The organism is Yaniella soli (assembly GCF_054782375.1).
In genome coordinates, this window is record NZ_BAAGSP010000018.1 from 1 (window position 1) to 24425 (window position 24425).

Sequence of the window (24425 nt, forward strand, 5' to 3'; positions counted from 1 at the left end):
GGTTTGCACTTCCATCGAAACGCGAGCTCCCCATGCCTGTCCTGTGCGACACGCCCGAACCAATCACCAATTTCCGGTCCCTATCCGCGCAATCTCTAAGGGGAATTTTTCATGAAATGTGTCAAATGTCGTAGTCAGAACGTTAATATCGAATTGATGCAGTCTGGGGGCCGGACTCGAAAGCATGGCACCGGTTTTGGCGGAAAAATGAATAACACGGCAAGAGGTGCTTCCGCTATTGCGACAGTCGGTATGTCCAACCTTTTTTGGAAGAAATCAAAGGGCACAGAAAGCATGAAATACAAAGCGCAAAAAATAGCGCTCTGTCAAAAGTGCGGACATAGCTGGACCGTCCGCTAGCCCATAAGCTTCGTACTGGTCATGACCTGAATGGTACTGCAAGAGACCGCCCATATAAGCGAGAAATCATTATCTGTGCTCCCTCGTTCGGGCTACTATTGTGTTTGCACCGGCCCAGGGACCACCCTTCGAGACTGGATCACGAACCCCACTACTGGGACCTAAAGCACGCCCCCGCTCCCCGTCCGCATGGGGCCTTCGTCCTCCACCGAAGATCACAAAGTTACTGCACCAAGCCGGTCTCTAGAGACTTAGCACCACGATGACCAGGCCCACGAGCTCGTTGAAGCCTTCATCGCAGGTGACATCGAGCGCTAGGATTTTCCGTCGCGCTATTGGCCATCGTGCACTGCCCTATTTCTTGAGCCGTGCACGCCGGTAAGCTGAGACCATGACTTTCGCGAACGTCGGCACGATCGGCGCACACCCCGGTAAACGCGACGAAATCGTCGCCATTCTGACCCGATTGAATCCAGAACTCATGAACGCAGGGTGCTTGCTCTACGAGGTCGGTACCAACGACGATGCGCCAGACACCGTATTTGTCATGGAGCTGTGGGAGTCAGCCGACGCCCACCAGGCTTCACTGCAATTGACCAGCGTGAAAGATGCGATCGCCGAGGCGAGTCCCCTGCTGTCTGGTGACATGGGCGGCCATCAATTCACCGTGGCTGGTTCACCGCTGACCAATCCACCCAACTGACACCCCGCTAGCTCATTGGTGTTTCTCGTCGACGATGGGCGCGGACGACCACGTCGTCAAGTTGGACTGATCGGCCGCCAGCGTTGATCGTGCGTGTGGTCTCATAGCTGGCATCAAGGCGCCATTCTGGATCCAGAAACAGGCCGGTAATGCCGTCGAGCGTTGCCGTGGCACCTTCCGGATGCGCGTCGTCATGATCATGCCCGCGGCCTTCGCCGTGAAGATGCCCCAGAATCAGGATGGTGCCTCCGGGCGCCACCCAGGACGCAATACGCTGATAAAACGAGAGCTGACCGGTGTCCGGATGCGCGTAGTTGGTGATTACAAGATCCCACGTCCGCCCCGGTTCCCAGCGCGCCACGTCCGTCTCGACCCATTCGATCTCGCCATCCAGACCTACGGCTGCACTGTTGTCGATGGCGGTCGCTAACGCGTTGGCGGAAATATCGGCACCGGTGACCCGCCATCCCTGTTCGGCCAGCCATCGGGCTTCGGTTCCGGTCCCGCAGCCGGCATCCAACGCAGATCCCATCGGCAAATGATCCGTCTCGGCCATGAGATACGGGTTCACGGGCATGCTAGAAGCCTCATGTGTGCCTTGCGGGTTCCAATGATCTTGCCAATACTGTTTATCAAACTGGTGGGTCATGCTGCCTTCTTCGAAGTATTCGCCATGCTGGCCGGATCAATGGGGCCAAAAAACAACTCGGTGTTGAGCGTCATCGCCAAGCGGCCACCGTGCGCAGCGGCCTCGCTGACCTGCATTCCCGGATTGACCAGATTACCAGTCGCCCAGACCCCTGGAACCGAGGTATGCCCCGTCGCATCGGCAACGACGGAAACCCCCGCGGCGCTCTCAGAGGTATCGACCCCTAGATCGTGCAGGCCTTCCAAGCGGGGCGACGCCGTTGTTGGTACAGCAAGCGCATCCAGAGCAAGGGTGGTGGTTTTGTCCAACATCACCCCGGTCAAGTGATCATCGGTGGCCTCGACACTAGACACGTCGCCCGGCACCACGATGATGCCCTTTTCCGTCAACTGTTCCAGTTGGTCGGCTGCAAAATCTATCCCATTGGGTAAGAACCACATGTACTCGCTCCACTGCCGAAACAGCAGTGCTTTCATCACCGACATCGGGCTCGTTGCCAGCACACCGATGCGCTGGTCGCGGATCTCCCACCCGTGACAATACGGGCAGTGCACGGCATCGCGTCCCCACCGCTGTGCCAGACCAGTGATGTCTGGGAGCTCGTCGCGCACCCCGGTCGCCAACACGAGTTGTCCGGTCTGTACCGATGAACCGTCATCGAGACGGACGACAAACTCGCCCTCGTCAGTTTTCGTGGCACTGGTAACACTGGCCTCAACGATATGTGCGCCATACGAAGCTGCCTCACGACGACCACGTTCCAGCAATTGCATCGGGTTGATGCCCTCCAGCCCGATGAGGCCGTGCGCTGCTGCCGCCGGAGCATTTCGGGGTGTTCCGGCGTCAATGACGATCACCTCGCGACGAGCGCGGGCGAGCGTCAAAGCTGCACTCAGTCCTGCGGCACCGCCGCCTACGATTGCGACGTCGTAGTTCCGACCACGTTGTTCTGTATTCATCACGTTGTTCTCCTGTCGTGTGTTGTTTCGATACCAGCATGACCCACTGTCGACGCATTGGCAAACATTCTTGCCAAATGGCAAAATGGGGGCATGAATGAATCTGCGAATGAAACTCTTGATGCCGTTGGACCGCGCCTGAAGCACCTTCGACTGCGACGCGACGTCACCCTCACCACGCTCGCCGAAGAAACGGACATCTCCGCGAGCACGCTGTCGCGACTGGAAGCCGGGCTGCGCAGACCGTCGCTGGAACAGTTACTGCCGCTAGCCAGGTACTACGGGGTCACCATTGACTACCTCGTCAATGCTCCGCGCACGGCGGACCCTCGCATCGACCTTAGACCGCTGGCGGCCGGCGATGGTTCGGTCGTCATTCCGTTGACACGACGACCCGGGGGCATTCAGGCGTATAAATTTGTGCTGCCAACCGGCACCGACGGGGCACCACCCGAATTACATTCACATCAGGGATACGACTGGGCATATGTACTCAATGGCACCCTGCGCCTGATCCTTGGCGACCAGGACCTCCTACTCGAGGCAGGCGAAGTCGTCGAGTTCGATACCCGCACTCCACACTGGTTTGGCGCCACAAGCTCAGGACCGGTCGAATACCTGAGCCTCTTTGGTCGAGACGGCCAGCGCACCCACGTCCGATCCACAGAGCACGAGGGGTAGCGCGACGAGTCACAGGCTGTTCGATGGGATTCGCAATGCATGGCTTTCACAATCCTTGACATTCTCATCTATTCGGTGTTGGATATCAGGTGACCTAGAGCACTAGAGGAGTTTCTAGCATGAGTGTTTCCACACCAGCACCTGACGCCGCCGTAGAGCAGCTCACCCCTGCCCAGAAGCGCAAAGAATCACGACGTGTGATTCTGTCGAGCTATCTGGGCTCATCCATCGAGTTCTATGACTTCCTGCTCTACGCATCGGCGTCAGCACTCATCTTTCCGACCGTCTTCTTCAATAACCTGGACCCGCTGGCCGGCACAATTGCCTCATACGGTACGTTTGCGGCCGGTTACCTGGCTCGTCCCCTCGGCGGGGCGATCTTCGGTCACTTCGGTGACAAGTTAGGCCGCAAGAAGATGCTGGTGTTGTCCATGTTCATCATGGGTGTCGCATCAACCCTGATTGGCCTGGTGCCCAGCGCCGCCACCATTGGCTCATGGGGAGCCGTCATCTTGGTCATGCTCCGCATGTGCCAGGGTATCGCCGTCGGCGGCGAATGGGGCGGTGCCGCGTTGATGGCGCTGGAACACTCCGAAAAGGGACGGCGCGGCTTCGCGGCATCCTTCACCAACGCGGGCGCACCAACCGGTGCGGCACTTGGGACGTTCGTGCTTGGCACCTTTGCCGCCGTCCTACCTCATGAAGACTTCATGACCTGGGGCTGGCGCGTACCGTTCCTGCTGTCGTTCGTGTTGCTCATCATCGGCATGATCGTGCGCTCCAAGATCTCCGAGTCCCCGATCTTCTTGGCTGCATTGGAAAAAGATAAGCAAACGAAGAACCAGCCGAAGAAAGAGCTTCCCATCCTTGAGGTGCTCCGTCGTCCAAAGGCCTTGATTCTGACCATGTTGGCCGGGGCGTCCGGTTTCGCGCTCCAAGTGCTGCTGTCGACCTTCTCGGTCAGTTATGCGACCGAGTTCGGTGCGGAACGCTCCGCGGTGCTGTACGCCTTTGCGATCGCGTCAGTGATCTCGATCTTCTTCGTGATCTTCTTCGCGCACATCTCAGATAAACTCGGGCGTCGTCCGGTCATGATCGTTGGCCTGGTGCTGTTCGTAGCCTTCCTGCCACCATTCTTCGCGATGATGGAATCCAACAACTGGCTGTTGATCCTGGCCGCCTTCGTCATCGCCCTGGCACTGCATGCCGTAATCTATGGGCCACTGGCGGCGTTCATTTCCGAGCAATTTGGTACCGGCTCCCGCTATACCGGCGCATCGATGGGCTACCAGTTGGCGACCCTGATCGGTGCCGGTTTTACCCCGACCATCCTGGCCTCGCTGTATGCATCGACCGGCGGCATGTCGGTGACGCCGGTCATCATGTACCTGATCGGGTTGGCGCTCGTCTCGGCGACCGCGATCCTACTCACCCGCGAATCCAAGAACCTCGATTTGGAAACTCACGAACACTAGACGCGGGGTTCAGTCGGGGTACTCGGTCTTGATGAAGTCGTAGGAGTCCTTGATAAGGTATCGCAACACGTCTTCATCGACGTCATCGAGCTTCTTCAAGTAGAGGCAGGCTTTACCGACCTTATGCGGGCCAAGTTGTGCCAACTGCTCGGGGTAGCGCTCCTCGATACCGCCCACCAAATACACGACCAGATGCGCCTTTCGCGGGCTAAACCCCGCGGCGGGCGCATCGCCTTCCAGTCCAGACGCGTAGACGTAATGATAACTGCCGAACCCAATGATGCTTGGGCCCCACATCACCGGCTCGTCACCCGTAACATCGCCCATGATCGCCAGCATCCGCTCGGCGTCGGCACGGCGCACAGCATGATCGACCGTGGCAATAAACTCCCGTGGATCGACATCGGTCGGCTGCATTTTATACATCCTCGATGGTGAATTGCAGCGCTTCGCAACAAGAGTCGTAGACTTCGTGCAGCTCCCGCTCAGTGGCACCAGCCATGAAAAGTTCAGCCAGCATAAAACTGTAACTATCCTGACGTTCCAGATCCGACAGTCGCAGACCTTCTTTAGCGACGATCGTAATGGTGACCGCGGCGAACTGCTGCTCAACGGCTTGAATTTCTTCAGGGCTCGGCACGCGATGAACCATCCCATCGGTAAAACGTCGGAACATCCACTTCGCAGCGATTGGGTATTCGCCTTCACGTCGAGGCATCTGCGGACGGCGTCCCAGCGCGAGGTCAATCATGGCTAAGTGGTTGGGCATCCCGTCCACCCAGTGAAAAATTTGCGCATGAGACTGGGAATGGCGACTATTGATCTCCAGCAGCGAGAGTCGCTGGGTAGCGTCGTCCCAGAAATACTCGATATTGAACGTGCTGTTTTGCAGACCGACTGCACCGATAACTTTTCGGGTCGTCTCGGCCATTTGCGCCAACGCATGGTCGGGCAATTTTGAGGGGTACTGGTACCGCAAGAAGCTGGAGGAGTCTTCATAACAAATGGAGTCCACGACACCGATGATCTCAACCTCGTCGTCCCAGCTATAACCTTCTAGCGTGCACTGCTGGCCGCTGGCTGCCTCCTCGACCATGTAGGCGTGCCCCGATATACCCGACACTTCCTCGGGCAGATCCAAGAACTTCAACACCTCGTCGAAGGCGTCCCCGGAGCTATGAGGCTGTTGCCGTTCGGTCTCCAGTGCCTGGCGTAACGCATCTGGGGTCGGGGCATAATGCGCTCCCTGGGATGAAAATGACTGAATAGGTTTCACCCACACCGGGTAGGACATGTGCGCAGGCAACGCCGCCTCCGGATCGTGTATATCAATCAGTCCAAATGCCGGGTATTCGTCGATCACTTTTTGTTGCTCGAGACGCGACCAGTACTTGTGCTCGCACTTCACCACCGCCTCGAGACTCTTCGAGGGCAGCCCATATTGACGAGACAGAATCGGCACCAACATGTTGACCGGGAAGTCCCAGTAGCCGACGATCGCATCGATGGTGCCATCGAAACCATCAAGCCGGTCTTGAGCGTTCCGTAGAATGTCAGGAAACGACGCATGACCCTCCTGCATCGTCACGATGGACAGCAAACTGTGAAACACATACTGGTCGGCATCTGGCAGCGCCTCGAGTTCCACCTGGTTTCGATCCTCGAGTCCTAGCACGAATATATGCTGTGGCATGGTTTCCTCCTGGCCGGAGTATCAAACGAATGCATCACACCCAATGGACGAATATCATGTCGTTTTTGTTGCCCCTTCAGTATAATGTAACGATCGTCACAGTGTCAGCGAGGTACTGCATCGAATGGCGTTGTACGATGGGCGCCGTGACCGATTACCAGATTGACACCGAAAACTTACTCGCTCGGCATCGCAAGCTCGGCGGCCTCAAAGCTTTGGCGGCGTCCGGCCAAAAACTGAGGGATCGCAGCTTTGAACTCTATGGCCCAACAGCGATCGCCGATTTCGCCAAATGGCTGACCCGCTCCGGCAATTTGGCTGCGAAGCCGCAGTTCGGTCAGGTGGTCCAGGCACATCAGCAGCTCATCATCAACCACGGCGTCTACGGGTGGTTACAGGTGCTACTCACCGGTGCCGTCTACCAGTATCAGCGCGACCTCAACACCGCAGGACGCAGCGCTGACGCCACTTACCTATCACGCCAGCACGTCGACGATGTATGCCGGCTAGGCACCCACATCGTGTTGAACTACGGCGCCCCGATCGAAGGCAACCGCAAACTGCTGGCACACTTCATGTCGGGCAACTACGCGCGGTTGGTCAATACTGTCCTCCCGGCCGTTGGTGCTGAACTCGACATCGAACTTGCCCCAGAGGTTCTTGAATCCGGCGCGGATCCGGTCTTTCGTGTACCGCAGCAAGCATTACAGCTGGCCGTGGTGCATGAGCTTGACCTGCGTCCCATGGATGCCGATGAACCCGTTGCTGCAGACGGCCTCTCCTATGCGCCGGAATCCATCCAGCCCGGTGAGGTCACGACGCTTGCTGACGCCACCCAGCAGATGATCCACGAGCTGACCATGATCACCCGAGCCCTCCAGGAAGGTTCGGCACCAGCGCCCTGGGATGACTCTGCGATTGTTCGGGCACGATTGGAAGCGTGCATGGGTGTCGCGTGGGCGTCGCAGTGTTTGGATCCGCACCCGGAAATCGCTTCGGTTGAGCATACCGACATGTACCTCGAAGAATTAGTTGCGCGAGTTGAACAGCTTCAGGATCGGGGGCTCATCGCTACGGTTTCGTCCGAGATTTTCGAGACGCGGCAGCTGGTCGAGAACGCCGCGACCGAGGAACAGGCCACCGTAATGCTTTACGAACGCGCGCTGCGGCAATCAGTAGATAATGCGGCCTGGGTCATCCTCAATTGGGTTCCGGGCTTGCAGACGGCAGGGTTCTTGACTCAGTTGCTGTTGGATTACCAATTCGATGCGTTCTTTGACGAGATCGAGAAGCTATAAAAGGTAGTTAGCAGCCGTGCTATGAAGCCCTACGCCGCAGAATCACGACGTTGCTCGAGACGATCAGCAAGCCACACTTTAATAATTGCTTGGCGCGTCACCCCAAGCCTTCGTGCTTCATCATCTAAAGCTTCAACCATCCACGCGGGAAAATCTACGTTCACACGTCGTTGTTCACGAGCTGGTCTACGAGCTTTATCGATATCCAAATAAGCTGTTACATCTTCGCCCTCGTCGAATCGAGCGTCAAAATTCTCAGTCTTCATATATGTCTACTTCACCCTTCCGTGCTCTACGTACCGAGATCAGTCTGATTCGACCATCTCGGTAGGTAATGACCGCTGAATGATGAACCTGATTGATACGGCCGATAATCAGCCACCGCGGCTCCCCTTGGGTCCGTGCTGGCAGTTCAATATAATTCCGATCCTCCCAGCGCGCCTGTGCTTTATAAAAGTCGATGCCGTGCTTCAGCTGGTTCGCGCGGCTCTTGATGATATCGAATTCAAATTCCAATTTTGACCCTTTGAGGTATGGAAATTATACCATTATGGCAAGTAAATAGACTACTGACGTTGCAAAATCACTTTTGGCTTCGACGGATTTCAAATAGCTTTTGCATCGATTTTGGTCTAGTTCATTCCGGCTCTCCTCCGAGGTTCCCCATTTCAGCCCCTATCTAATTGCCTGCACAATGCCTCTTTAAGGAGGTAGACCCTATGAAAGTGACCTAATACTTCAACAAATACCTGCGACTGTCGCCGTCGTCCAGAGTGATCACGTCGACGCCCCAGCATCGCTTGATCAGTTCGGGAGTGAGGACTTCGTTGGTCGGGCCAATGGTTTCGGTACGACCCTCGTGAAGCACCATCACCTCGTCTGACAGATGTGACGCTAAATCAATATCGTGCATGCTCACCACAACAGCTAAACCATCATGAGCCAATCTGTGCAACAGATCTGCCAAGTGCCCGATCGCGTGCAGGTCGAGGTGGTTCGCGGGTTCATCGAGGATGAGTGTGCGAGGTGTCTGGGCCAAAGCTTTTGCTATACGGACACGTTGACGCTGCCCGCCCGACAGTTCAGCGAGGCGACGATCAGCCAGGTGAACGACATTGCAGACATCCATCACCTGAGCCACAGTTTCTACCCCATCGACCGAGGGGGTTCCGAACACCCCTTCATTGGGTATCAGTCCCAACGACACGTACTGCTGAACGTCCATTTCTGGAATGGCTCCGGCTTCCTGCGGGATGGCTGCAATTTTTTGAGCCCAGCCTCGCGCACCAAGTTGTCGGCGACTGCGCCCGTCCCATGTAATGGCACCGGTTTTTGGTTTGAGGATGCCTGAGAGCAACTGCAAGAACGTACTCTTGCCCGAACCATTGGGGCCCAAAACACCCATGATTTGACCGGGTACGAAATCGAGCGCTTGTGTTGCGAGTCGAAACCCACCGGGACGACCAAACTCAAGTTGGGTTGCCTGCAGCATTAGACGCCCTTTCGTCGTGTCTTTCGGCCCATAATGATGCACAGGGCGATCGCCCCCAGAATGGATGTCGCAATACCGACGGGAAGTTCTTCCGGTAATATGACGAGACGCGCGACCGTGTCCGCCAACACCAGCAGAATAGCGCCGAACACCACAGACAGGATCGCTTGGTGACTCACTGACGATCGCGCGAATGTTCTGGCCACGTGCGGCACCATGAGCCCCACGAATCCAATGGCGCCCGATACCGACACCATGCCCGCGGCGAGCAGCGCTGCGAGGCTCATCAAGATGCCGCGTGCAAGCGGAGTGTTGATGCCTAAGCCAGTGATTTCTGCATCGTCCAGTTGAAAAATTTCCAGCAATCGTGTGAGCCCGATGAGCACCCCACCAAATACCAGCAGTGTGGCCCCTGAAATTGCAGACGATTCCCAACTGGCACTCGAGAGGGAACCGATGATCCAGTGCAATACCTGGCGGTAACTGTCTGTTTGTGGGGCGGAAAAAATCATCAGCGAGGTAACCGCAGAAAACAATGCAGAGACGGCCACGCCTGCAAGGATCACCCGATAGACCGTCACGCGACCGCTGAACCCACTAATGAGCAGTGTGATAAACAAGGCGAGCAGGCCAGTGATGAACGCTGCAACCGGCAGCGCTAGCGCGAGCCCGAATATCAGTACCGCGACCGCGCCCACGGATGCGCCCGAAGAAATACCGAGCAAGTAGGGTTCGGCCAAATCATTACGGAGCGTGATCTGTAAAACCAGACCCGACAGGGCGAGCCCCGCACCGACGGCAATGCCCGTGAGCACTCGTGGCACACGGACTTCAGCGAAGATCACCTGATTCATAGTCCAGTCCGCTGACGGCACGGTAAGGGTGCCCCACATTTCGTCGAGGCCAATTGGCACGGCTCCCAGCCCCGTCGCCAAAACACAGGATACTGCGAGCGCCAGCAGTGCGATGCTCAGTGTGATGCGAAAACGCAAGCGACCCCGCGTTTTTGGGACTGAGACGCTGGTGTCTCGACTTTTGAACACTAGTGACTCGCCTGAGCCTCAGCCACCGCATCTGCAACCATGGTGGCGGCATCAGCATTCCGAATGCCCGCTTCTGTTGCCGCAAATGGCACTTCAATGTACTTTTCGTCTTGGACGGCGTCTAGCCTGTTTGCAGCAGGGTGAGACTCCAACCGTTCGCGTTTATCTTCGGCGGTATTCCAGGGAGCATCGACGAGCACGATAAAGTCAGGATCTTCGGAGACAAAACCTTCCCACGAGATGCTGAACCACGTGCGGGCGACGTCATCGAGCATATTGTTCACGCCGGCAGCTTCCATAATCATTTGCGGGGTACCTGCGGCACCGGCAACAAACGGCGCATCGCTCCCGGAGCTGTACCACAACACATCGACGTCTTCGGTTGGCTGTTCGATGTCGTCGAGCGTCTGCTGCTGATCCGCTTTGAGCTCTTCAACTTCCTGCTCAACGTCAAATATGGCACCGACCTCATCAAACATCGCAAAGATGTCATCGAAGGTCACGGTCTGTTCCACTTCGTCGTCGAACTCGCAGGCGGGTGGCAGTACGTAGCTCTCGATACCCAAATCCTTGAGTTCGTCGCGCTCACCAATACCGTCTGCGCTGACGTTCGATTCCCAGCCCGCCAACACAAAGTCGGGATCGTGACTCAAGAACACTTCGCGACTTGGTATTTGGTCACTGACGACGTTTGGCGACCAGCCTTCCGGTGCCAGCTCGTCGGGTACGGGCCCGTCCAAGTAGGCAGACCCGACGACTTTGTCTTCCAGGCCAAGTGCCAACAGCATCTCAAGCGTTGAGGACTTTACGGTAAACACCCGCTCCGGTGGTCCGTCCAGTTCAAGATCGACGCCGCAGTTACTGAGGTTCGTGCTCGCGGGGGCCGTTCCTGCTGCTTTTTCTTGTTCGGTTTCTGTACCGCCGGTGCACGCAGTCAGCGCCAAGAGCACGAGGGTGAACAAGGCAAAGCCCTTTGTGCCACGACTCGTGAGTTTTCCTCGAGTGTATCTTCCCAGCATGAACATCCTTACGAACAGGTCACGGACTCAATAGCCTAACCCACCTGCGAGTTTAGTTGTGGCACAATTCACGTTCTTAGTCTTACACTGGACTCAACTCATCATCAAATAGGTACTCCAGACTGGTTCGTATTGTCGAGACATTCCAGAACAGTCTGTTGGAAGGATCAACGATCTTATGCGATCAATTACCGTCTTGGCTGGCGGCGTGGGTGGCGCAAAATTCACCCAAGGGTTGCTCTCACACCTAGCTCCGCTCAACACGTCGCGTGAAACAACGCGACGGGTCTCGGTAATTGCCAATACCGGGGATGACATGTGGCTCAATGGTCTGCGAGTGTGCCCGGATCTTGACACATTAATGTATACGCTCGGAGGGGGCATCTCCACAGAACAAGGCTGGGGTCGCGCGAATGAAAGCCGACGCACCTCTGCCGAAATTGCCGCGTATGGGCGAGGCTGGGATTGGTTCACGCTGGGCGACTTGGATCTGGGCACACACATTGTTCGTACCGATATGTTGCGCGAAGGGTACACACTCACCGAGGTGACGGAGTTGCTTTGCCGCCGCTGGCAACCCGGCGTTGCTCTGCTGCCAATGAGCGATGAACCGATTGAAACCCACGTCCGTCTCGCTGAACCCGCCGATGAACACGACACCGGCGAGCTCATCCACTTTGAGGAATGGTGGGTTCGATACCGGGCTGGAGTACCGGCCCAAGAATTTGTGCAGGTCGGACAAGAGATGGCCCAACCGACGGCCCAGGTGCTGGAAGCGATCAATACTGCCGATGTCATTGTGTTGCCGCCGTCGAACCCCGTGGTTTCGATCGGCACGATCCTTGGGGTGCATGGTATGCGTGAGGCACTCCGTCAGGCAAAGGCGCCGATTATTGGTCTCTCGCCAATGATCGGTGGGACCGCGGTGCGTGGCATGGCCGACCAATGCCTCGAATCCATCGGCGTCGATTCGACCGCTTCGGCGGTTGCGCTGCACTATGGCGCACGTGCTGACGGCGGACTCCTGGATGGGTGGCTGGTGGATACCGTTGACGCCCAAGCCGTACCCGAACTTCGTTCGGCGGGCATCCAAGCCCAGGCGGTTCCGCTGTGGATGACCGACGTCGACTCGACAGCAGCCATGGCACAGGCAACATTGGAGCTTGCCGATGCAGTCCGATGAGTCGTCGCAGTGGACCGTCGTCATCCCATTCAAGGGAAGCCCGGACGCCAAAAGTCGGCTGGCGATGGCAGATGAGCATTACCCATCGGTAGAAACCGACCTTCGAGTTCGTCTGTCGATAGCATTTCTGCAAGACACCGTTGCTGCAGTCCTCAACACGCCCTGCGTAAACCATCTCATTGTGGTGACATCCGATACTGCAGTCACCACGGGTCTCAGCACTGAGATATTCACCGTCCCTGACCCCGGGCAGGGTCTCAACGCAGCAATCTCCGCAGGCCTGAAGGTGGCGAGGACTGCCACATCCGAGGCACCGGTTGCTGTACTGACCGGCGATCTTCCGTCGCTGGTGACTGATGATCTGGCGACGGCTCTGAAGCTTGCCGAACACTATCCACGAGGGGTCGTGCCCGATCACCAGGGCATCGGCACCACGATGATCACCGGCCTGGCAGGCGAGGTGATCACTCCGCACTTTGGAGGCGCATCACACCTGGCACATCAACGTAAGGGGCACGCAAGCCTTCCGGTGTCGAGCGACTCCACACTGCGACAGGATGTGGACACGCCCCGGGATTTGGCCCGCGCTCTACGGCACGGCGTGGGTACAGCCACGCAAAATAGCATGCACGCAGATGCACATCACTGCCCCGAAATCGCCTAAACCACCACCTCCACTTGGAAAGGGTTCCATGACTTCTCTGTCCATCTCCACGTATCCCGGCATCCCGGAAATCCAGGCACAAGATGATCTCGCGACGATCATCGGGGATGTAATCCAGGCCTCTGCGGAAGGCATCGCGGCCGGCGATATTCTCGTGGTGACCAGCAAGATCGTATCCAAGGCCGAAGGACGCCAAGTTGCCGCCACTGACCTCGACGAGGCAATCAGCACGGAAACCGTCCGCGTGGTGGCGAGCCGCCCACATCCCGGGGGTGTTACTCAGATTGTGGAAAATAGACAGGGGCTGATTCTGGCTGCCGCCGGCGTCGACAATAGCAACACCCCTGACGGCACTGTGCTACTGCTCCCCGACGACCCAGACGCTTCCGCGCAGGCCCTGTGCACCGTCTTGCGAACACGATTCGAGGTGCCGATCGGCATCATCATCTCGGATACCCTCGGACGCGCCTGGCGTGAGGGCCAAACCGATACGGCTATTGGGGCTGCTGGAGTTCAGGTCTTTGAGGATTATCGTGGCACCGAAGATAGTTTTGGCAACATCTTATCCGCGTCTACTGCTGCGGTGGCAGATGAAATCGCTGGTGCGGGAGATCTTGTCAAACGTAAAGTATCGGGCCGACCTGTCGCACTCGTTCGTGGTCTGCAGGACCTGGTGCTTACAGACGACGAACTGTCCGATCCAGCTCACACGGCCAAGTCTCTCATTCGTCCCAGTGAAAACGACATGTTTCGCCTCGGAAGCAAAGAAGCCTACGCCCAAGGTTTTGAGGATGGGCATGTTACAGCTCGTGCTTCTGAGTCATGACACTGCGACAGCTTCGTGGGGTGAGTTAAACGTATGCCTATGGCTGCATTCGGTGTGACAAGGCTATATTATAGTGACACAGATCACTCTTAGCGCTCTATCGAAATGGAAAGGATTCTATGTTGAACATCGCTGTTATCGGAGGAACCGGTCCTCAAGGACGCGGATTAGCGTATCGCATGGCCCTCGCAGGCCATTCGGTCACCATCGGCTCACGAGACGCTACTCGCGCAACCGAGAAAGCCCGTGAAATCGCAGAGAAAATCGGGTCCGACGCTTCACTGCACGGTGCAGATAACCTTAGTGCTGCCCAAGAAGCAGACATCGTTGTCCTCGCCATACCTTGGGACGGCCACGCGGGATTCGTGGAATCCCTCGCGCCTGCACTGCGCGGCAAAACCGTCATCAGCTGCGTGAACCCGCTAGCTTTTGATGAACACGGCCCCTACGGACTCACCTTGCAAGAAAGCGCCGCCGAAGAAGCACAGCGCCTGGCCCCAGACGCAAAGGTTGTCGGATCCTTTCACCACGTGGCAGCCCTATCGCTCTGGAAAACCCCAGAGATGTTAGAACACGAGGATGTGCTGGTGTGCGGTGACGATGCAGACGCGAAGAACTTGGTCATCGAGCTGGCCGCTGTCGTGACTGGAAAACCAGGTGTCGATGCTGGAGCACTACGCCTTGCCCGACAGCTCGAACCGCTCACTGCGGTGTTGATTAACGTCAACAAGAAGTATAAGACCCGATCGGGCGTTGCCATCACTGGAGTCGAAGGAAAACTCTGAACGTCAATAGCTTCAACTCATCTCCCGAAGTTTTGTATTTCTTTAGAACTCTTTATATCTTCTAGAACTCGCTTCGATTTGACTCTGACAACCTGCGTGATCACGCTGGCGTGCCGAAGGAACTGGGTGCGAACTTTTCAATTCGCACCCAGTTACCCTGGAACGTTCGTTCTAAAACAGCCCGAGAATCTGACCTTCCTCGTCTACGTCCATGTTGTCAGAGGCGGGCTCGGACGGGAGGCCCGGCATCGTGAGAATGCTGCCGGTCAGTGCCACGACAAAGCCGGCGCCGGCACGCACGTTGAGCTCACGGATGGTGACCCGGAAGTCGCTCGGCGCGCCCAGGGTCTTGGGGTCATCACTAAACGAGTACTGGGTTTTCGCCATGCACACCGGCACTTTGTCTTCGCCGGCATCTTCGAGTTGCTTGAGCTGCTTTTCGGCGGTCGAAGAGAAGTCGACACCTTCACCGCCGTAGACGTTGGTGACGATGTGCTCAATGCGTTCACGAATGCCGGTCTCTGGCGAGAACATGGGCTGGACGGATTCGTCGGAATCTTTGAGCACGTCGACGAGGTGGGAGGCGAGCTCCTTGGCGCCTTCGCCGCCGTTGGCCCACACGCTGACCACTGAAGCATGAACGCCCTGTTGCTTGCAGAAGTCTTTGACCCACTGGAGTTCTTCGTCGGTATCCTGCGGGAACTGGTTGATCGCCACGACGACGGGGGCGCCGAAGGATTTGATGTTCTTCAGGTGGCGGGCGAGGTTCTCGGAGCCTTTCTCCATCGCGTCGATGTGGCCCGAACGGTCGTCACCGGGGTTATTGACCTCGTCGAGGGAGAGCCCCCCGTTGTATTTCACGGAACGCACGGTCGCGACCACGGTCACGGCATCGGCAGCGAAGCCACCGGCCGGTCCGGTGATGTTGACAAATTTTTCGGCACCCAGATCCGCGCCGAAGCCGGCTTCGGTTACGACAGTCTCGGCCAGATCCAACGCGGTGTTGGTCGCGATGACGGAGTTGGCACCGTGGGCGATGTTTGCGAATGGGCCGCCGTGAATTAGGGCGGGCGTGCCGGCCAGAGACTGTACGAGGTTGGGGCGCAGGGCATCGCGCAGCAGAATCGTCATCGCACCCTGAGCGCCGTTGGGACCCAGCTGGGCTGCGGTGACGGGTTTCCGGTCGTATGTTTCGGCGACGACGATGCGCGAGAATCGCTCCTTGAGGTCGTTGAGGTCACGGGAGAGACAGAACACGGCCATGGTTTCGGAAGCCACGGTGATTTCGAAGCCGTCCTCGCGCGGGGTGCCCGAGGTCCGTCCGCCGAGCCCAACGACGACGTTGCGCAAGTTGCGGTCATTCATATCGAGCACGCGTTTGATGCGGATGGTGCGGCCATCAATGCCGAGCTCGTTGCCGTGGTAAACGTGGTTGTCCACCAGGTTGCACAGCAGGTTGTGCGCGGCCGAGAGCGCGTGAAAGTCGCCGGTGAAGTGGAGGTTGATGCTTTCCATGGGCACCACTTGAGCGTATCCGCCGCCGGTGGCACCGCCTTTCATCCCAAATACCGGGCCCAATGACGGCTCGCGCAGGGCCACCATAGTTTGTGAGCCCACGAGATTCAGGGCGTCGGCGAGACCAACCGAGACGGTGGATTTGCCTTCGCCGGCGGGTGTGGGGGAGACCGCGGTGACCAGCACGAGTTTGCCGCGTTTGCCGGAGGTGTTGATTTTGTCGGTGTCGACTTTGGCCATGTGGTGGCCGTATGGGATCAGGGCCTCGTCGGTGATGTTGACGGTTGAGGCAATCTCGGAAATGGGTTGGAGCCTGGCTGCTGCTGAGATTTCGGCATCGTTCATAGGTGCCACGTTAGCTAGCTCACAACTATTACGGAAGAGGCAACCGGATTAACTTTCAGTTTTTTCGGTCACTTTTGTCTTCGTCGAGGTCAGACGCCAAATGATCCATGCGGCAAGCGCTATCGCGAGCGCGACGGAGACCACGACGGTTGCGACCGGCCAGCGTTCATACGTGACCCCAATCGCGGTAAACGTCACCGACCCGACCGTGGTGTAAATCGTCGCCCAGAGCGCCCCACCAATCAGCAGTACGGGCAGGTAGCGATACCAGCGCATGCGGATCACACCGGAGGCCAGGTTGATGGCGGTTTGGAAGCCGACCGTCAGAAAGGAGACGGCGACGGCGGGTGGGCCCCAGCGATCCAGGGCGGCCTCGGCGCGCTGATAGACGGTGGAGTTCATGATTCGTTGTACTGAGTTGATACGCGACACACCGGCTCGCACGGCGCGGCCAATCAAATGGGTGCCGCCGGCCCGCAAGAACACGATGAGATACAGGGCCAGCCAGACCCAAATCCACGGTCCATTCCAGGACATGGGATTATACCAGACGCCGTCACCCATGTGTGCTCCCTTGTAATGGATTCAATGTGCTCACCCGGTTAAGTATGCGCGAATTTAAGCGTCGTCGTTAGGTTGTTGGGCTTCGGGCTGATCCGCCCACCAGGCCAACAGTGCGGCTTTGGTGGCTTCGACGTCGGCCGGCCCCTCGTCGAGGCGCAGATTCAACAGGTAGTTATAGGCGCGGCCCACCAGGGGCCCGGGTTTGATGTCGAGCAACTCCATGATCTGTTTGCCATCCAAATCTGGCCGGATCGCAGCGAGCTCCTCTTCTTCGGCGAGCTGTTCGATGCGGGATTCCAGATCGTCGTAGGCGGTGGCCAGTCGACGGGCTTTGCGTTTATTTTGGGTGGTCACATCCGAGCGGGTCAGCGCGTGCAGGTGGGCCACCAAATCCCCGGCATCGGTGACGTAGCGGCGCACCGCGGAATCGGTCCACTCACCCTCACCGTAGCCATAAAAGCGCATGTGCAACTCGACGAGCCGGGCCACAGCCTTGGTCGAACCCTTATCGAAGCGCAGCTCGCGCATCCGTTTAGCCACGAGCTTGGCCCCGACGACGTCGTGATGGCGGAAGGTCACCTTGCCGTTGGGCTCGAACCGGCGAGTCTTGGGTTTGCCGATGTCGTGCATTAGCGCGGCAAAGCGCAGCACAAAATTTGGCGCCTCAACGTAGTGGGCCTCGCGCTCGATGGCGTTTTCCATGACCTGCAGCGAGTGTTCGTAGACGTCCTTGTGACGATGCGTGGCGTCCGAGGCCTGCCGCATTGCGGGCAGTTCGGGCAGCACAACGTCGGCGATTCCCGAAGCAACCAGCAGATCCAGACCACGGCGCGGCGTGTCGGCGATCATGAGTTTCACGAGTTCTTCGCGTACCCGCTCGGCGGAGATAATCTCGATGCGCTGCGCCATATCGGTCATCGCCGCAGCCACGTCATCGGAAACGGTCACCCCGAGTTGGGCGGCGAACCGGGCGGCACGCATCATGCGCAGTGGGTCATCCGAAAACGACTGCTGCGGGGTCCCCGGTGTCGACAGCACCCCGGCGACCAGGGCTTTGATGCCGCCAAAAGGGTCGACGAGTTCAAAATCGGGCAGGCGCAACGCCATCGCATTGACCGTAAAATCCCGACGACGCAGATCCTCGAGCAGCTCGGTGCCGAAGACGACCTCGGGTTTGCGCGAGTCGGGGTCATACTGCTCGTCCCGGTAGGTCGTAATTTCGACGGTCCAGTCCCCGTAGCGGGCCCCGATGGTGCCAAACGCCGCGCCGATATCCCACTGGGCGTGGGCCCACCCCGTCAAAATCTGCTGGATAGTCTCGGGCACCGCGTCGGTGGTGAAATCCAGGTCGGTCACGCTGGAACCCAAAAACATGTCGCGCACCGGACCACCCACCAGGGCCAGTTCGTATCCGGCATCGGCAAACCGTTCGCCGAGTTCCACCACGAATTTGGGCAGGGTGACGTCGGCGGGGAAGCCGGCCGGTAGCGGCACGGTGGCGTAGCTGGTGGGTGTGGTGTTCGACATGGAGGGTGAGGTATTCATTCCGGTTAGCTGATGGATTATTTTTGGTGCTGACTGTGCCCGTATTGCGTGCGGGAAATGCTGCCGGTGGTGCAACGGGCTAGAGTGGATTATATGTCCCATCGAGCCCCCGGTGCTTCCGATCGCACCCCACCCAACGTCTGGGGCACTTCTGCGTCTGCCAGACGACGGGTCCGCCGTGACCCGCAAACGGGGCGGCTTCGAACAGAAGCGCACGCAACAGGTGGTCAGATACCCACTGTAAAGGAGATTTCGGCCGGCGGCATGGTCGTGCGCGAACACCGCGGTGCTCATCAGGTAGCCATTATCGCACGGTATAACCGCGGAGGACGACTCGAGTGGGTGCTGCCTAAAGGGCATCCCGAGGGTGAAGAAAACCACCACGAGGCCGCGATGCGCGAAGTCGCCGAGGAAACCGGGATCTCCGGGGATGTACTCACCGAGCTGGGGCACATTGAATACACATTTAGCGTGCCGGGTCGACGCATCCACAAAACCGTCCACCACTTCCTGTTACGCGCCACGGGCGGGGAGTTGACCATCGACAATGATCCAGATCAAGAGGCCGTCGATGTGGCCTGGGTTGATGTGGATCGGCTCACGGGACGGCTCACGTTTCTCAATGAGCGTCGCATCGTAGAGATGGCGCGCGATTTGATGGCCGAGTTCTTCGATATTGCTCCGCCACCGGCCACCGTGCGGCCCCGGCGTATCATTCCGATGCTGCGCAGATTCCCCTCCGGGCTGATTCCAGAGCAGTTCCGTGACGCCGATGCCGAACCGGACAAAAAACCGCCGACACCATATGAATTGGCCCAGAAGTTGGCGCGGGCCAAGCAACCCGACACGGCAACCTCCCACAGTGATTCTCAAGAGTCGGCTGATAGCCTACCGAAAGATTCCGCTGACGAACCAGCAGCAGAACCACCTTCCCCCGACCACACGCGGCCGAAGATCCCCAAACCCTCGGCCGCGCTATTTGAGAAACACCGTAAACGAAACACATGACCGACACCCCACAGGCCGAACAAGCCAACCCAGACCCGCAGGATGCCTCGCGGTCGCGCTCAGCGGCCACCCGAGCATCGGCCATCATGGCCTCGGGGACCATCGTCTCGCGTGTGCTGGGATTCGTCCGGACCTCCCTGTTGGCCATCGCGATTGGTTCTACCGCACTGGTCGGCGACGTGTTCGAATCGGCCAACACCATCCCCAATGTCATCTACATGTTGCTGGCCGGCGGGGTCTTCAACGTGGTGTTGGTGCCACAGATCATCAAGCAGGCCAAAAAGGCTGACCGGGGCGCCGACTACACCTCGCGGCTCATCACGTTGGCCGCGCTGATTATCGGCGCCTTCACGATCGCGTTGACACTATTGGCGGCACCCATCATTGAGGCGTTGACCATGGGCTGGTCGGAGCCCAAGCTCGCGCTGGGTACCGCATTCGCCTTCTGGACGCTACCGCAGATCTTCTTCTATGGGATGTACGCCGTCATCGGCCAGGTGCTCAACGCCCACGGCCGATTCGGTGCCTATATGTGGGCGCCGGTGGCCAATAATGTCGTCGCCATCGGGTTCATCCTCTTCTACATTGTAACCTTTGGCGCTTACGTTGCGATCCCGGGAGATCAGCAGCTCGCCGAATGGAGCACGACCCACACCATCATCCTGGCCGGGGGACACACCCTGGGCATCATCATCCAGGCCGTGGTCCTCTTCTGGCCACTGAAACGTCTCGGGCTCGGGCTGAAACTGAAGTTCGGGTGGAAGGGTATGGGCCTGCGCCACACGGGGCGGCTCGCCGGGTTCACCATCGTCACGATGATGGTTGGCAACATCTCCAACCTCATGATCAACCGCCTGGTCACCGGCGCGACCGAAGCCCGAAGCGATCTGCCCACCGCAGCCGAGCAGGCCGCCGTGCCCGGTTTGCAGGCCTTAAACATTGGCCAGTTGATCACCGTGCTCCCCCACTCGGTGTTTGTGCTGTCCATTTCCACGGTGCTGTTCAATCATCTGGCGCGGTCAATGCAGGACGACAACATGGACGCCGCACGCCGGACGACCGGATCCGGGCTGCGCACCTTCGCGGTGCCGTTGATGATTTCGGTCGCCGGCATCATTGTGCTCGCGCCACCCATTGGCCGCCTGTTTGCCAGCTCATCCGAGACCGCCATCATTTCGGCACACGCCATCGCCCAAATCCTGCTCTTGCTGGCGTTGGGGATGCCGTTTCGATCAGCACACTTCTACCTGTTGCGGGTCTTCTACGCGGCCGAAAACGCAACCATCCCGATGCTCGTCCAAGTTGGGGCAGCGCTGACTTCCCTGAGCCTGTCCTACGCACTGGCGCCACTAGTGCCCATCGAATCTATCGCACACCTCATCGCCCTGATCTTTACCGGCGTCCACGTGGTGCAACTGCTCGTCACCCACATCCTTGCGAAACGATTCTTCGGCGACTACGGCACCAAGGCCGTGCTAGGCACCTATGTTCGTACCGGCTGGGCCGGCGTGGTGGCCGGCATCTTCGGCGTCGCACTCCTCTACCCCATGGGCGGCTACACCGGTGGCTTCGCCATGACCTCGATCCCCAACGCAGTACTAGCCTGCGGGATCGTCGGAACCGTGATGGTCATCGTCTATCTCGTCACCTGTCGCCTCTTCGACGTCACCGAACTCAACCAATTTCTGCAGCCCATCACCAACCGACTACGGCGCAAGACCAAGACTTCGTAGCACCGCTTCCGCTCGCAGCACCATTGAAAGGCGTTGTTGGCGTCGTGCCTAACAAGCCGAGATCAGCCGCGACCGGATCTCAGCTGGCAACACCCCCGAATCAGCAATAACTGTGACACACAGCCATGCCCGAGAACCTGCCGACCACCCCGCCATCCTGGTAGACGGCGAGGACACTTACACTCTGACGAGGCTTCTTGGTGGCCGTGAAAAAGTTGGGTTTCACGCACACCACCCAGGGTTTGGCCAGGAGCCATTTGAAGTGCTTATCCATAATTTCACACGAGCGTTTCGCGCTCACGATCCGTGAGGTATGACATGAGCAAGGCGCTCAATAAGAACAAGGTCGGTAATTTTCAAGCTGGGTGAGACCAGCGTGTCATTACGCGGCTAATTTCTGGTCATGGTGTTCCTGGTGTTGGGCTGGTTTGTTGATCCAGGCCGAATTGGGTAGCTGCGGGGTCTTGGGTAGTTGGGTGGTTGCGAAGCGTTCAGGGAATTCTGACAGGTACTTCAAGGTTTTGAAATTCGATTCTGAGTAGGGGTTATCGTTAGAAACCTTCGGTCGAGAATGCGACTTGACCACCTCTAAGTCCGATAACAACACGGCCACAGGTTTGGAGGTCATCGAGGTGCCTCGATCAGCGTGGACGACCTTGGGGATCCCATAGGTACCAAACACCGTTTGTATGAAGCCTTCAGCTAGTCCAGCGGTTTCGCGGGCGTGGACTTGGCAGCCGACAATAAAGCGCGAGAAAATATCCAACATTACATAGGCATCGTAGTAGACGCCCTTGGTCGGGCCGGCTAATTTCGTGATGTCCCACGTAAAGACCTCGCCAGGTTCATAGGCCACCAGTTCGGGCACCTTCCGGGCCGGATGACGGGCTTGGCGGCGCCGCTCGTGAACCTGCCGGTGGTCGTGCAAGATTCGATACATTGTCGCCACCGAACACAGATAGATGCCTTCGGATAACAGCGTGGCATAGATCTGTTGCGGTGCTTAATCGACGAATCGGTCACTATGCAAGACCGCCAAAACCTCATCGCGTTCAGCGTTGCTGAGCTTGTTAGCCGGCTCGGCAGGCGAGGCCGGGAAGCCACTGCCAACCGGTTCTGGTTGGGCGGCTCGGTGCATGCTGGCCCTGCTGACGCCAGTCAGCTCAGCTGCCTGCCGGGTGGGCACATCGGCATCCACCAGCAGCGTGTAGGCGTCTTTTAGCGGTTGTTGCGCTTGGTATCTTGGGAGTCCGCGCTCTTGGAGATCTGTTCCAAGAGCGCGTGCGCTTTTCCCATAATATCCAAAGCCGTCTGGGTGGTTTCTAGATCCCTGTCGCGTTCTTGGAGTTGGCGTTTCAACCTGGCAATCTCGGCCTGTTCCTTGGTCGGTTTACCAACCGTCTGGCCAGGCTGTTTGCCTTCTAACACACCGGCATCACGCAGTTTGCGCCACTCAGCAATCTGGGAAGAATACAACCCATGCTCACGCAAATACGCGCCACCGTGCTGGGTCTGGATCGCCTGATCATAACCGGCTAAATACTCAAGTTTCTGGGCCGGGCTAATCACTCGACGCCGAGGCTTCTCCGATGAACTGTCATTGGTCATAGTCCCATTATCTGATACCGGGGCCAATCCCGGAACCGGACCAGCCGGGTTGGCCGATGGTGTGGTCTGCTGCGAACGAAAAGAGGTTGAAGTCAAGGTAAATACTTTCTGCTCAAAGCCCTATCAAACTGAACTTGCTAAGAACCGCTAGTCTCACTCCACCCTGACAGATAGGGAGGTACGTCGCGCTATTGACTGGTAATACCAAGACATGTAATCTGACTCTCATATTCGACGTGCTTTACATCACATCTTTTAAGGAGATACTCATGAACCAGCTCAAAACTCTTGCCACTGTTGCCGTGGCAGGACTGGCGCTTACTGCGTGTGGCGGTGGCAGCGAAGCGAATAGTGGAGAAGAAACTTATCAGTGGGATTTCACGGTTACTTCGGGAGAATCGTCTACCTGGTATGCCGCAGCTGAACGGTTTGGAGAGCTTCTTGAGGAACGCTCGGACGGTCGTATGCAGGTGACTGTGTATGCCAATGAGCAGCTTTCCGGTGGAGACCCAGCGGCTGGAGTCGAGCAACTGATGAATGGGGGCAAGGCTTTCTCCTATAACTCGACCATCATCTATGATGGCCTGGATTCCCGCTTTAGCGCCATTAATGCCCCGTTCCTTTACGATAGCTACGAGCAAGCCGATGCTGCCATCGAAGCTGGTGCAGAAGATGCCTATAAGGAGCTCAGCCGTGAGATGGGTGTAGAGATGCTGGGGTTTGGTGAGTCCGGTTTCCGTCAGCTGACCACGAGTAACACCGAGGTGACTAGTCCCGACGATTTAGATAATCTCGTGGTCCGTGTTCCAGGCTCGAGTCTTTTCTTAGATATCTTCGAAGAACTGGGTGCCGACGCCACGACAATGGACGCGTCCGAGGTCTATACCTCTTTGCAGACCGGGACCATTGAGGCTCAGGAGAACCCTTATGACCCCATCGTTTCTCTGGGTTTTCATGAGGTGCAAAATCACCTAACAAACTGGAATTATGTTTATGACCCTTTAATTCTCGGTATGAATGCTGATCTCTACGATTCATTAAGCGAAGAAGATCAGCAGATCGTCCAAGAGGCTGCAAATGAAGCGAACGAATTCCAAGTTCATCAGAACCGCCAGATCGAAGATGAACACCTCAGCGAGCTGAATGAAGCACTCGAAGTTACCGATCTTAGCGATGACCAGGTCGAGACTTTCCGCGAGGCCATTGAACCTGTTCATGATTCGCATATGGAGGGTTGGACAGAAGAGCTCTATGAGGCCGTTCAGCCGGAGTAAACA

The 24425-nt window shown here is 57.7% G+C and carries 22 protein-coding genes and 2 pseudogenes; 11 read left to right on the forward strand and 13 right to left on the reverse strand.

All coding sequences use genetic code 11. The annotated features are described in order from the left end of the window. Positions 1-751 precede the first annotated feature (751 nt). Positions 752-1063, forward strand: coding sequence for a putative quinol monooxygenase (locus ACYVJT_RS10205; RefSeq protein ID WP_343957062.1), 312 nt, complete (start codon positions 752-754; stop codon positions 1061-1063). Positions 1064-1070: 7 nt separating this feature from the next. Here ACYVJT_RS10205 and ACYVJT_RS10210 read toward each other — a convergent pair whose 3' ends face one another. Together ACYVJT_RS10210 and ACYVJT_RS10215 are read right to left on the reverse strand one after the other, a co-directional pair. Further along, positions 1071-1712 carry a class I SAM-dependent methyltransferase gene (locus ACYVJT_RS10210; protein ID WP_343957060.1) on the reverse strand — a complete coding sequence of 214 codons (642 nt, stop codon included), beginning with the start codon at positions 1710-1712 and terminating at the stop codon, positions 1071-1073. Further along, positions 1709-2671 (reverse strand): NAD(P)/FAD-dependent oxidoreductase, encoded by a 963-nt coding sequence (locus ACYVJT_RS10215; protein ID WP_343957071.1) that lies wholly within the window; start codon positions 2669-2671, stop codon positions 1709-1711. Before ACYVJT_RS10215 ends, ACYVJT_RS10210 begins: the two co-directional genes overlap by 4 nt. 93 nt (positions 2672-2764) lie before the next feature. Between ACYVJT_RS10215 and ACYVJT_RS10220 the strand changes: the two genes are divergently transcribed. Continuing rightward, on the forward strand, positions 2765-3352 hold the full coding sequence (locus ACYVJT_RS10220; protein ID WP_343957058.1) for a helix-turn-helix domain-containing protein: 588 nt from the start codon (positions 2765-2767) through the stop codon (positions 3350-3352). Between the two features lie 119 nt (positions 3353-3471). After that, complete coding sequence (locus ACYVJT_RS10225; protein WP_343957056.1) at positions 3472-4827, forward strand: MFS transporter; 1356 nt, start codon at positions 3472-3474, stop codon at positions 4825-4827. Between the two features lie 9 nt (positions 4828-4836). On the opposite strand, the gene ACYVJT_RS10230 is transcribed toward ACYVJT_RS10225, so the two are convergent. Together ACYVJT_RS10230 and ACYVJT_RS10235 are read right to left on the reverse strand one after the other, a co-directional pair. Then, complete coding sequence (locus ACYVJT_RS10230) at positions 4837-5253, reverse strand: DUF1801 domain-containing protein (RefSeq protein ID WP_343957054.1); 417 nt, start codon at positions 5251-5253, stop codon at positions 4837-4839. Next, positions 5246-6520, reverse strand: coding sequence for an ATP-grasp domain-containing protein (locus ACYVJT_RS10235; RefSeq protein ID WP_343957052.1), 1275 nt, complete (start codon positions 6518-6520; stop codon positions 5246-5248). Before ACYVJT_RS10235 ends, ACYVJT_RS10230 begins: the two co-directional genes overlap by 8 nt. Before the next feature lie 146 nt (positions 6521-6666). Between ACYVJT_RS10235 and ACYVJT_RS10240 the strand changes: the two genes are divergently transcribed. Then, positions 6667-7818 carry a hypothetical protein gene (locus ACYVJT_RS10240; protein ID WP_343957050.1) on the forward strand — a complete coding sequence of 384 codons (1152 nt, stop codon included), beginning with the start codon at positions 6667-6669 and terminating at the stop codon, positions 7816-7818. A 29-nt stretch (positions 7819-7847) separates the two neighbouring features. Here ACYVJT_RS10240 and brnA read toward each other — a convergent pair whose 3' ends face one another. From brnA to ACYVJT_RS10265, 5 genes are all read right to left on the reverse strand, one after another. After that, on the reverse strand, positions 7848-8084 hold the full coding sequence (brnA, locus tag ACYVJT_RS10245) for a type II toxin-antitoxin system BrnA family antitoxin (RefSeq protein ID WP_343957048.1): 237 nt from the start codon (positions 8082-8084) through the stop codon (positions 7848-7850). Beyond that, positions 8074-8334 (reverse strand): BrnT family toxin, encoded by a 261-nt coding sequence (locus ACYVJT_RS10250; protein WP_425579867.1) that lies wholly within the window; start codon positions 8332-8334, stop codon positions 8074-8076. Before ACYVJT_RS10250 ends, brnA begins: the two co-directional genes overlap by 11 nt. A 214-nt stretch (positions 8335-8548) precedes the next feature. Next, positions 8549-9310 carry an ABC transporter ATP-binding protein gene (locus ACYVJT_RS10255; protein WP_343957046.1) on the reverse strand — a complete coding sequence of 254 codons (762 nt, stop codon included), beginning with the start codon at positions 9308-9310 and terminating at the stop codon, positions 8549-8551. After that, entirely contained in the window at positions 9310-10302 is a 993-nt protein-coding gene (locus ACYVJT_RS10260) for a FecCD family ABC transporter permease (protein WP_343957044.1), read from the reverse strand. The genes ACYVJT_RS10255 and ACYVJT_RS10260 overlap by 1 nt, the downstream gene beginning before the upstream one ends. A gap of 50 nt (positions 10303-10352) precedes the next feature. After that, entirely contained in the window at positions 10353-11372 is a 1020-nt protein-coding gene (locus ACYVJT_RS10265; RefSeq protein WP_343957042.1) for an ABC transporter substrate-binding protein, read from the reverse strand. A 178-nt stretch (positions 11373-11550) separates the two neighbouring features. Between ACYVJT_RS10265 and cofD the strand changes: the two genes are divergently transcribed. The 4 genes from cofD to npdG all read left to right on the forward strand — a co-directional run bounded on the left by cofD (position 11551) and on the right by npdG (position 14830). Then, a complete protein-coding gene (gene cofD, locus ACYVJT_RS10270) occupies positions 11551-12555 on the forward strand; it encodes a 2-phospho-L-lactate transferase (protein WP_343957040.1) in 1005 nt (334 codons plus the stop codon). Beyond that, a complete protein-coding gene (gene cofC, locus ACYVJT_RS10275; protein ID WP_343957038.1) occupies positions 12542-13219 on the forward strand; it encodes a 2-phospho-L-lactate guanylyltransferase in 678 nt (225 codons plus the stop codon). Before cofD ends, cofC begins: the two co-directional genes overlap by 14 nt. A gap of 28 nt (positions 13220-13247) precedes the next feature. After that, on the forward strand, positions 13248-14045 hold the full coding sequence (gene cofE, locus ACYVJT_RS10280) for a coenzyme F420-0:L-glutamate ligase (RefSeq protein WP_343957035.1): 798 nt from the start codon (positions 13248-13250) through the stop codon (positions 14043-14045). Positions 14046-14164: 119 nt separating this feature from the next. Then, positions 14165-14830, forward strand: coding sequence for an NADPH-dependent F420 reductase (gene npdG / locus ACYVJT_RS10285; protein ID WP_343957033.1), 666 nt, complete (start codon positions 14165-14167; stop codon positions 14828-14830). A gap of 171 nt (positions 14831-15001) precedes the next feature. Here npdG and ACYVJT_RS10290 read toward each other — a convergent pair whose 3' ends face one another. From ACYVJT_RS10290 to ACYVJT_RS10300, 3 genes are read right to left on the reverse strand one after another with little or no spacing between them, the layout of a single operon-like run. Next, positions 15002-16690, reverse strand: coding sequence for a formate--tetrahydrofolate ligase (locus ACYVJT_RS10290; protein ID WP_343957031.1), 1689 nt, complete (start codon positions 16688-16690; stop codon positions 15002-15004). Between the two features lie 48 nt (positions 16691-16738). After that, entirely contained in the window at positions 16739-17254 is a 516-nt protein-coding gene (locus ACYVJT_RS10295; RefSeq protein ID WP_343957029.1) for a DedA family protein, read from the reverse strand. Between the two features lie 54 nt (positions 17255-17308). After that, positions 17309-18781, reverse strand: a complete 1473-nt coding sequence (locus ACYVJT_RS10300) for a CCA tRNA nucleotidyltransferase (RefSeq protein WP_343957026.1) — start codon at positions 18779-18781, stop codon at positions 17309-17311. Between the two features lie 111 nt (positions 18782-18892). Here ACYVJT_RS10300 and ACYVJT_RS10305 point away from each other — a divergent pair. Next, positions 18893-19465, forward strand: a pseudogene (locus ACYVJT_RS10305) (NUDIX hydrolase); the annotation flags it as partial. Positions 19466-19803: 338 nt separating this feature from the next. Continuing rightward, positions 19804-21540, forward strand: a complete 1737-nt coding sequence (gene murJ / locus ACYVJT_RS10310; RefSeq protein ID WP_343957024.1) for a murein biosynthesis integral membrane protein MurJ — start codon at positions 19804-19806, stop codon at positions 21538-21540. Positions 21541-22018: 478 nt separating this feature from the next. Here murJ and ACYVJT_RS10315 read toward each other — a convergent pair. Next, a pseudogene (locus ACYVJT_RS10315) lies at positions 22019-23148 on the reverse strand (DDE-type integrase/transposase/recombinase); the annotation flags it as partial. Positions 23149-23339: 191 nt separating this feature from the next. Here ACYVJT_RS10315 and dctP point away from each other — a divergent pair. Next, positions 23340-24422 carry a TRAP transporter substrate-binding protein DctP gene (gene dctP / locus ACYVJT_RS10320; RefSeq protein WP_499418364.1) on the forward strand — a complete coding sequence of 361 codons (1083 nt, stop codon included), beginning with the start codon at positions 23340-23342 and terminating at the stop codon, positions 24420-24422. Positions 24423-24425 lie beyond the last annotated feature (3 nt).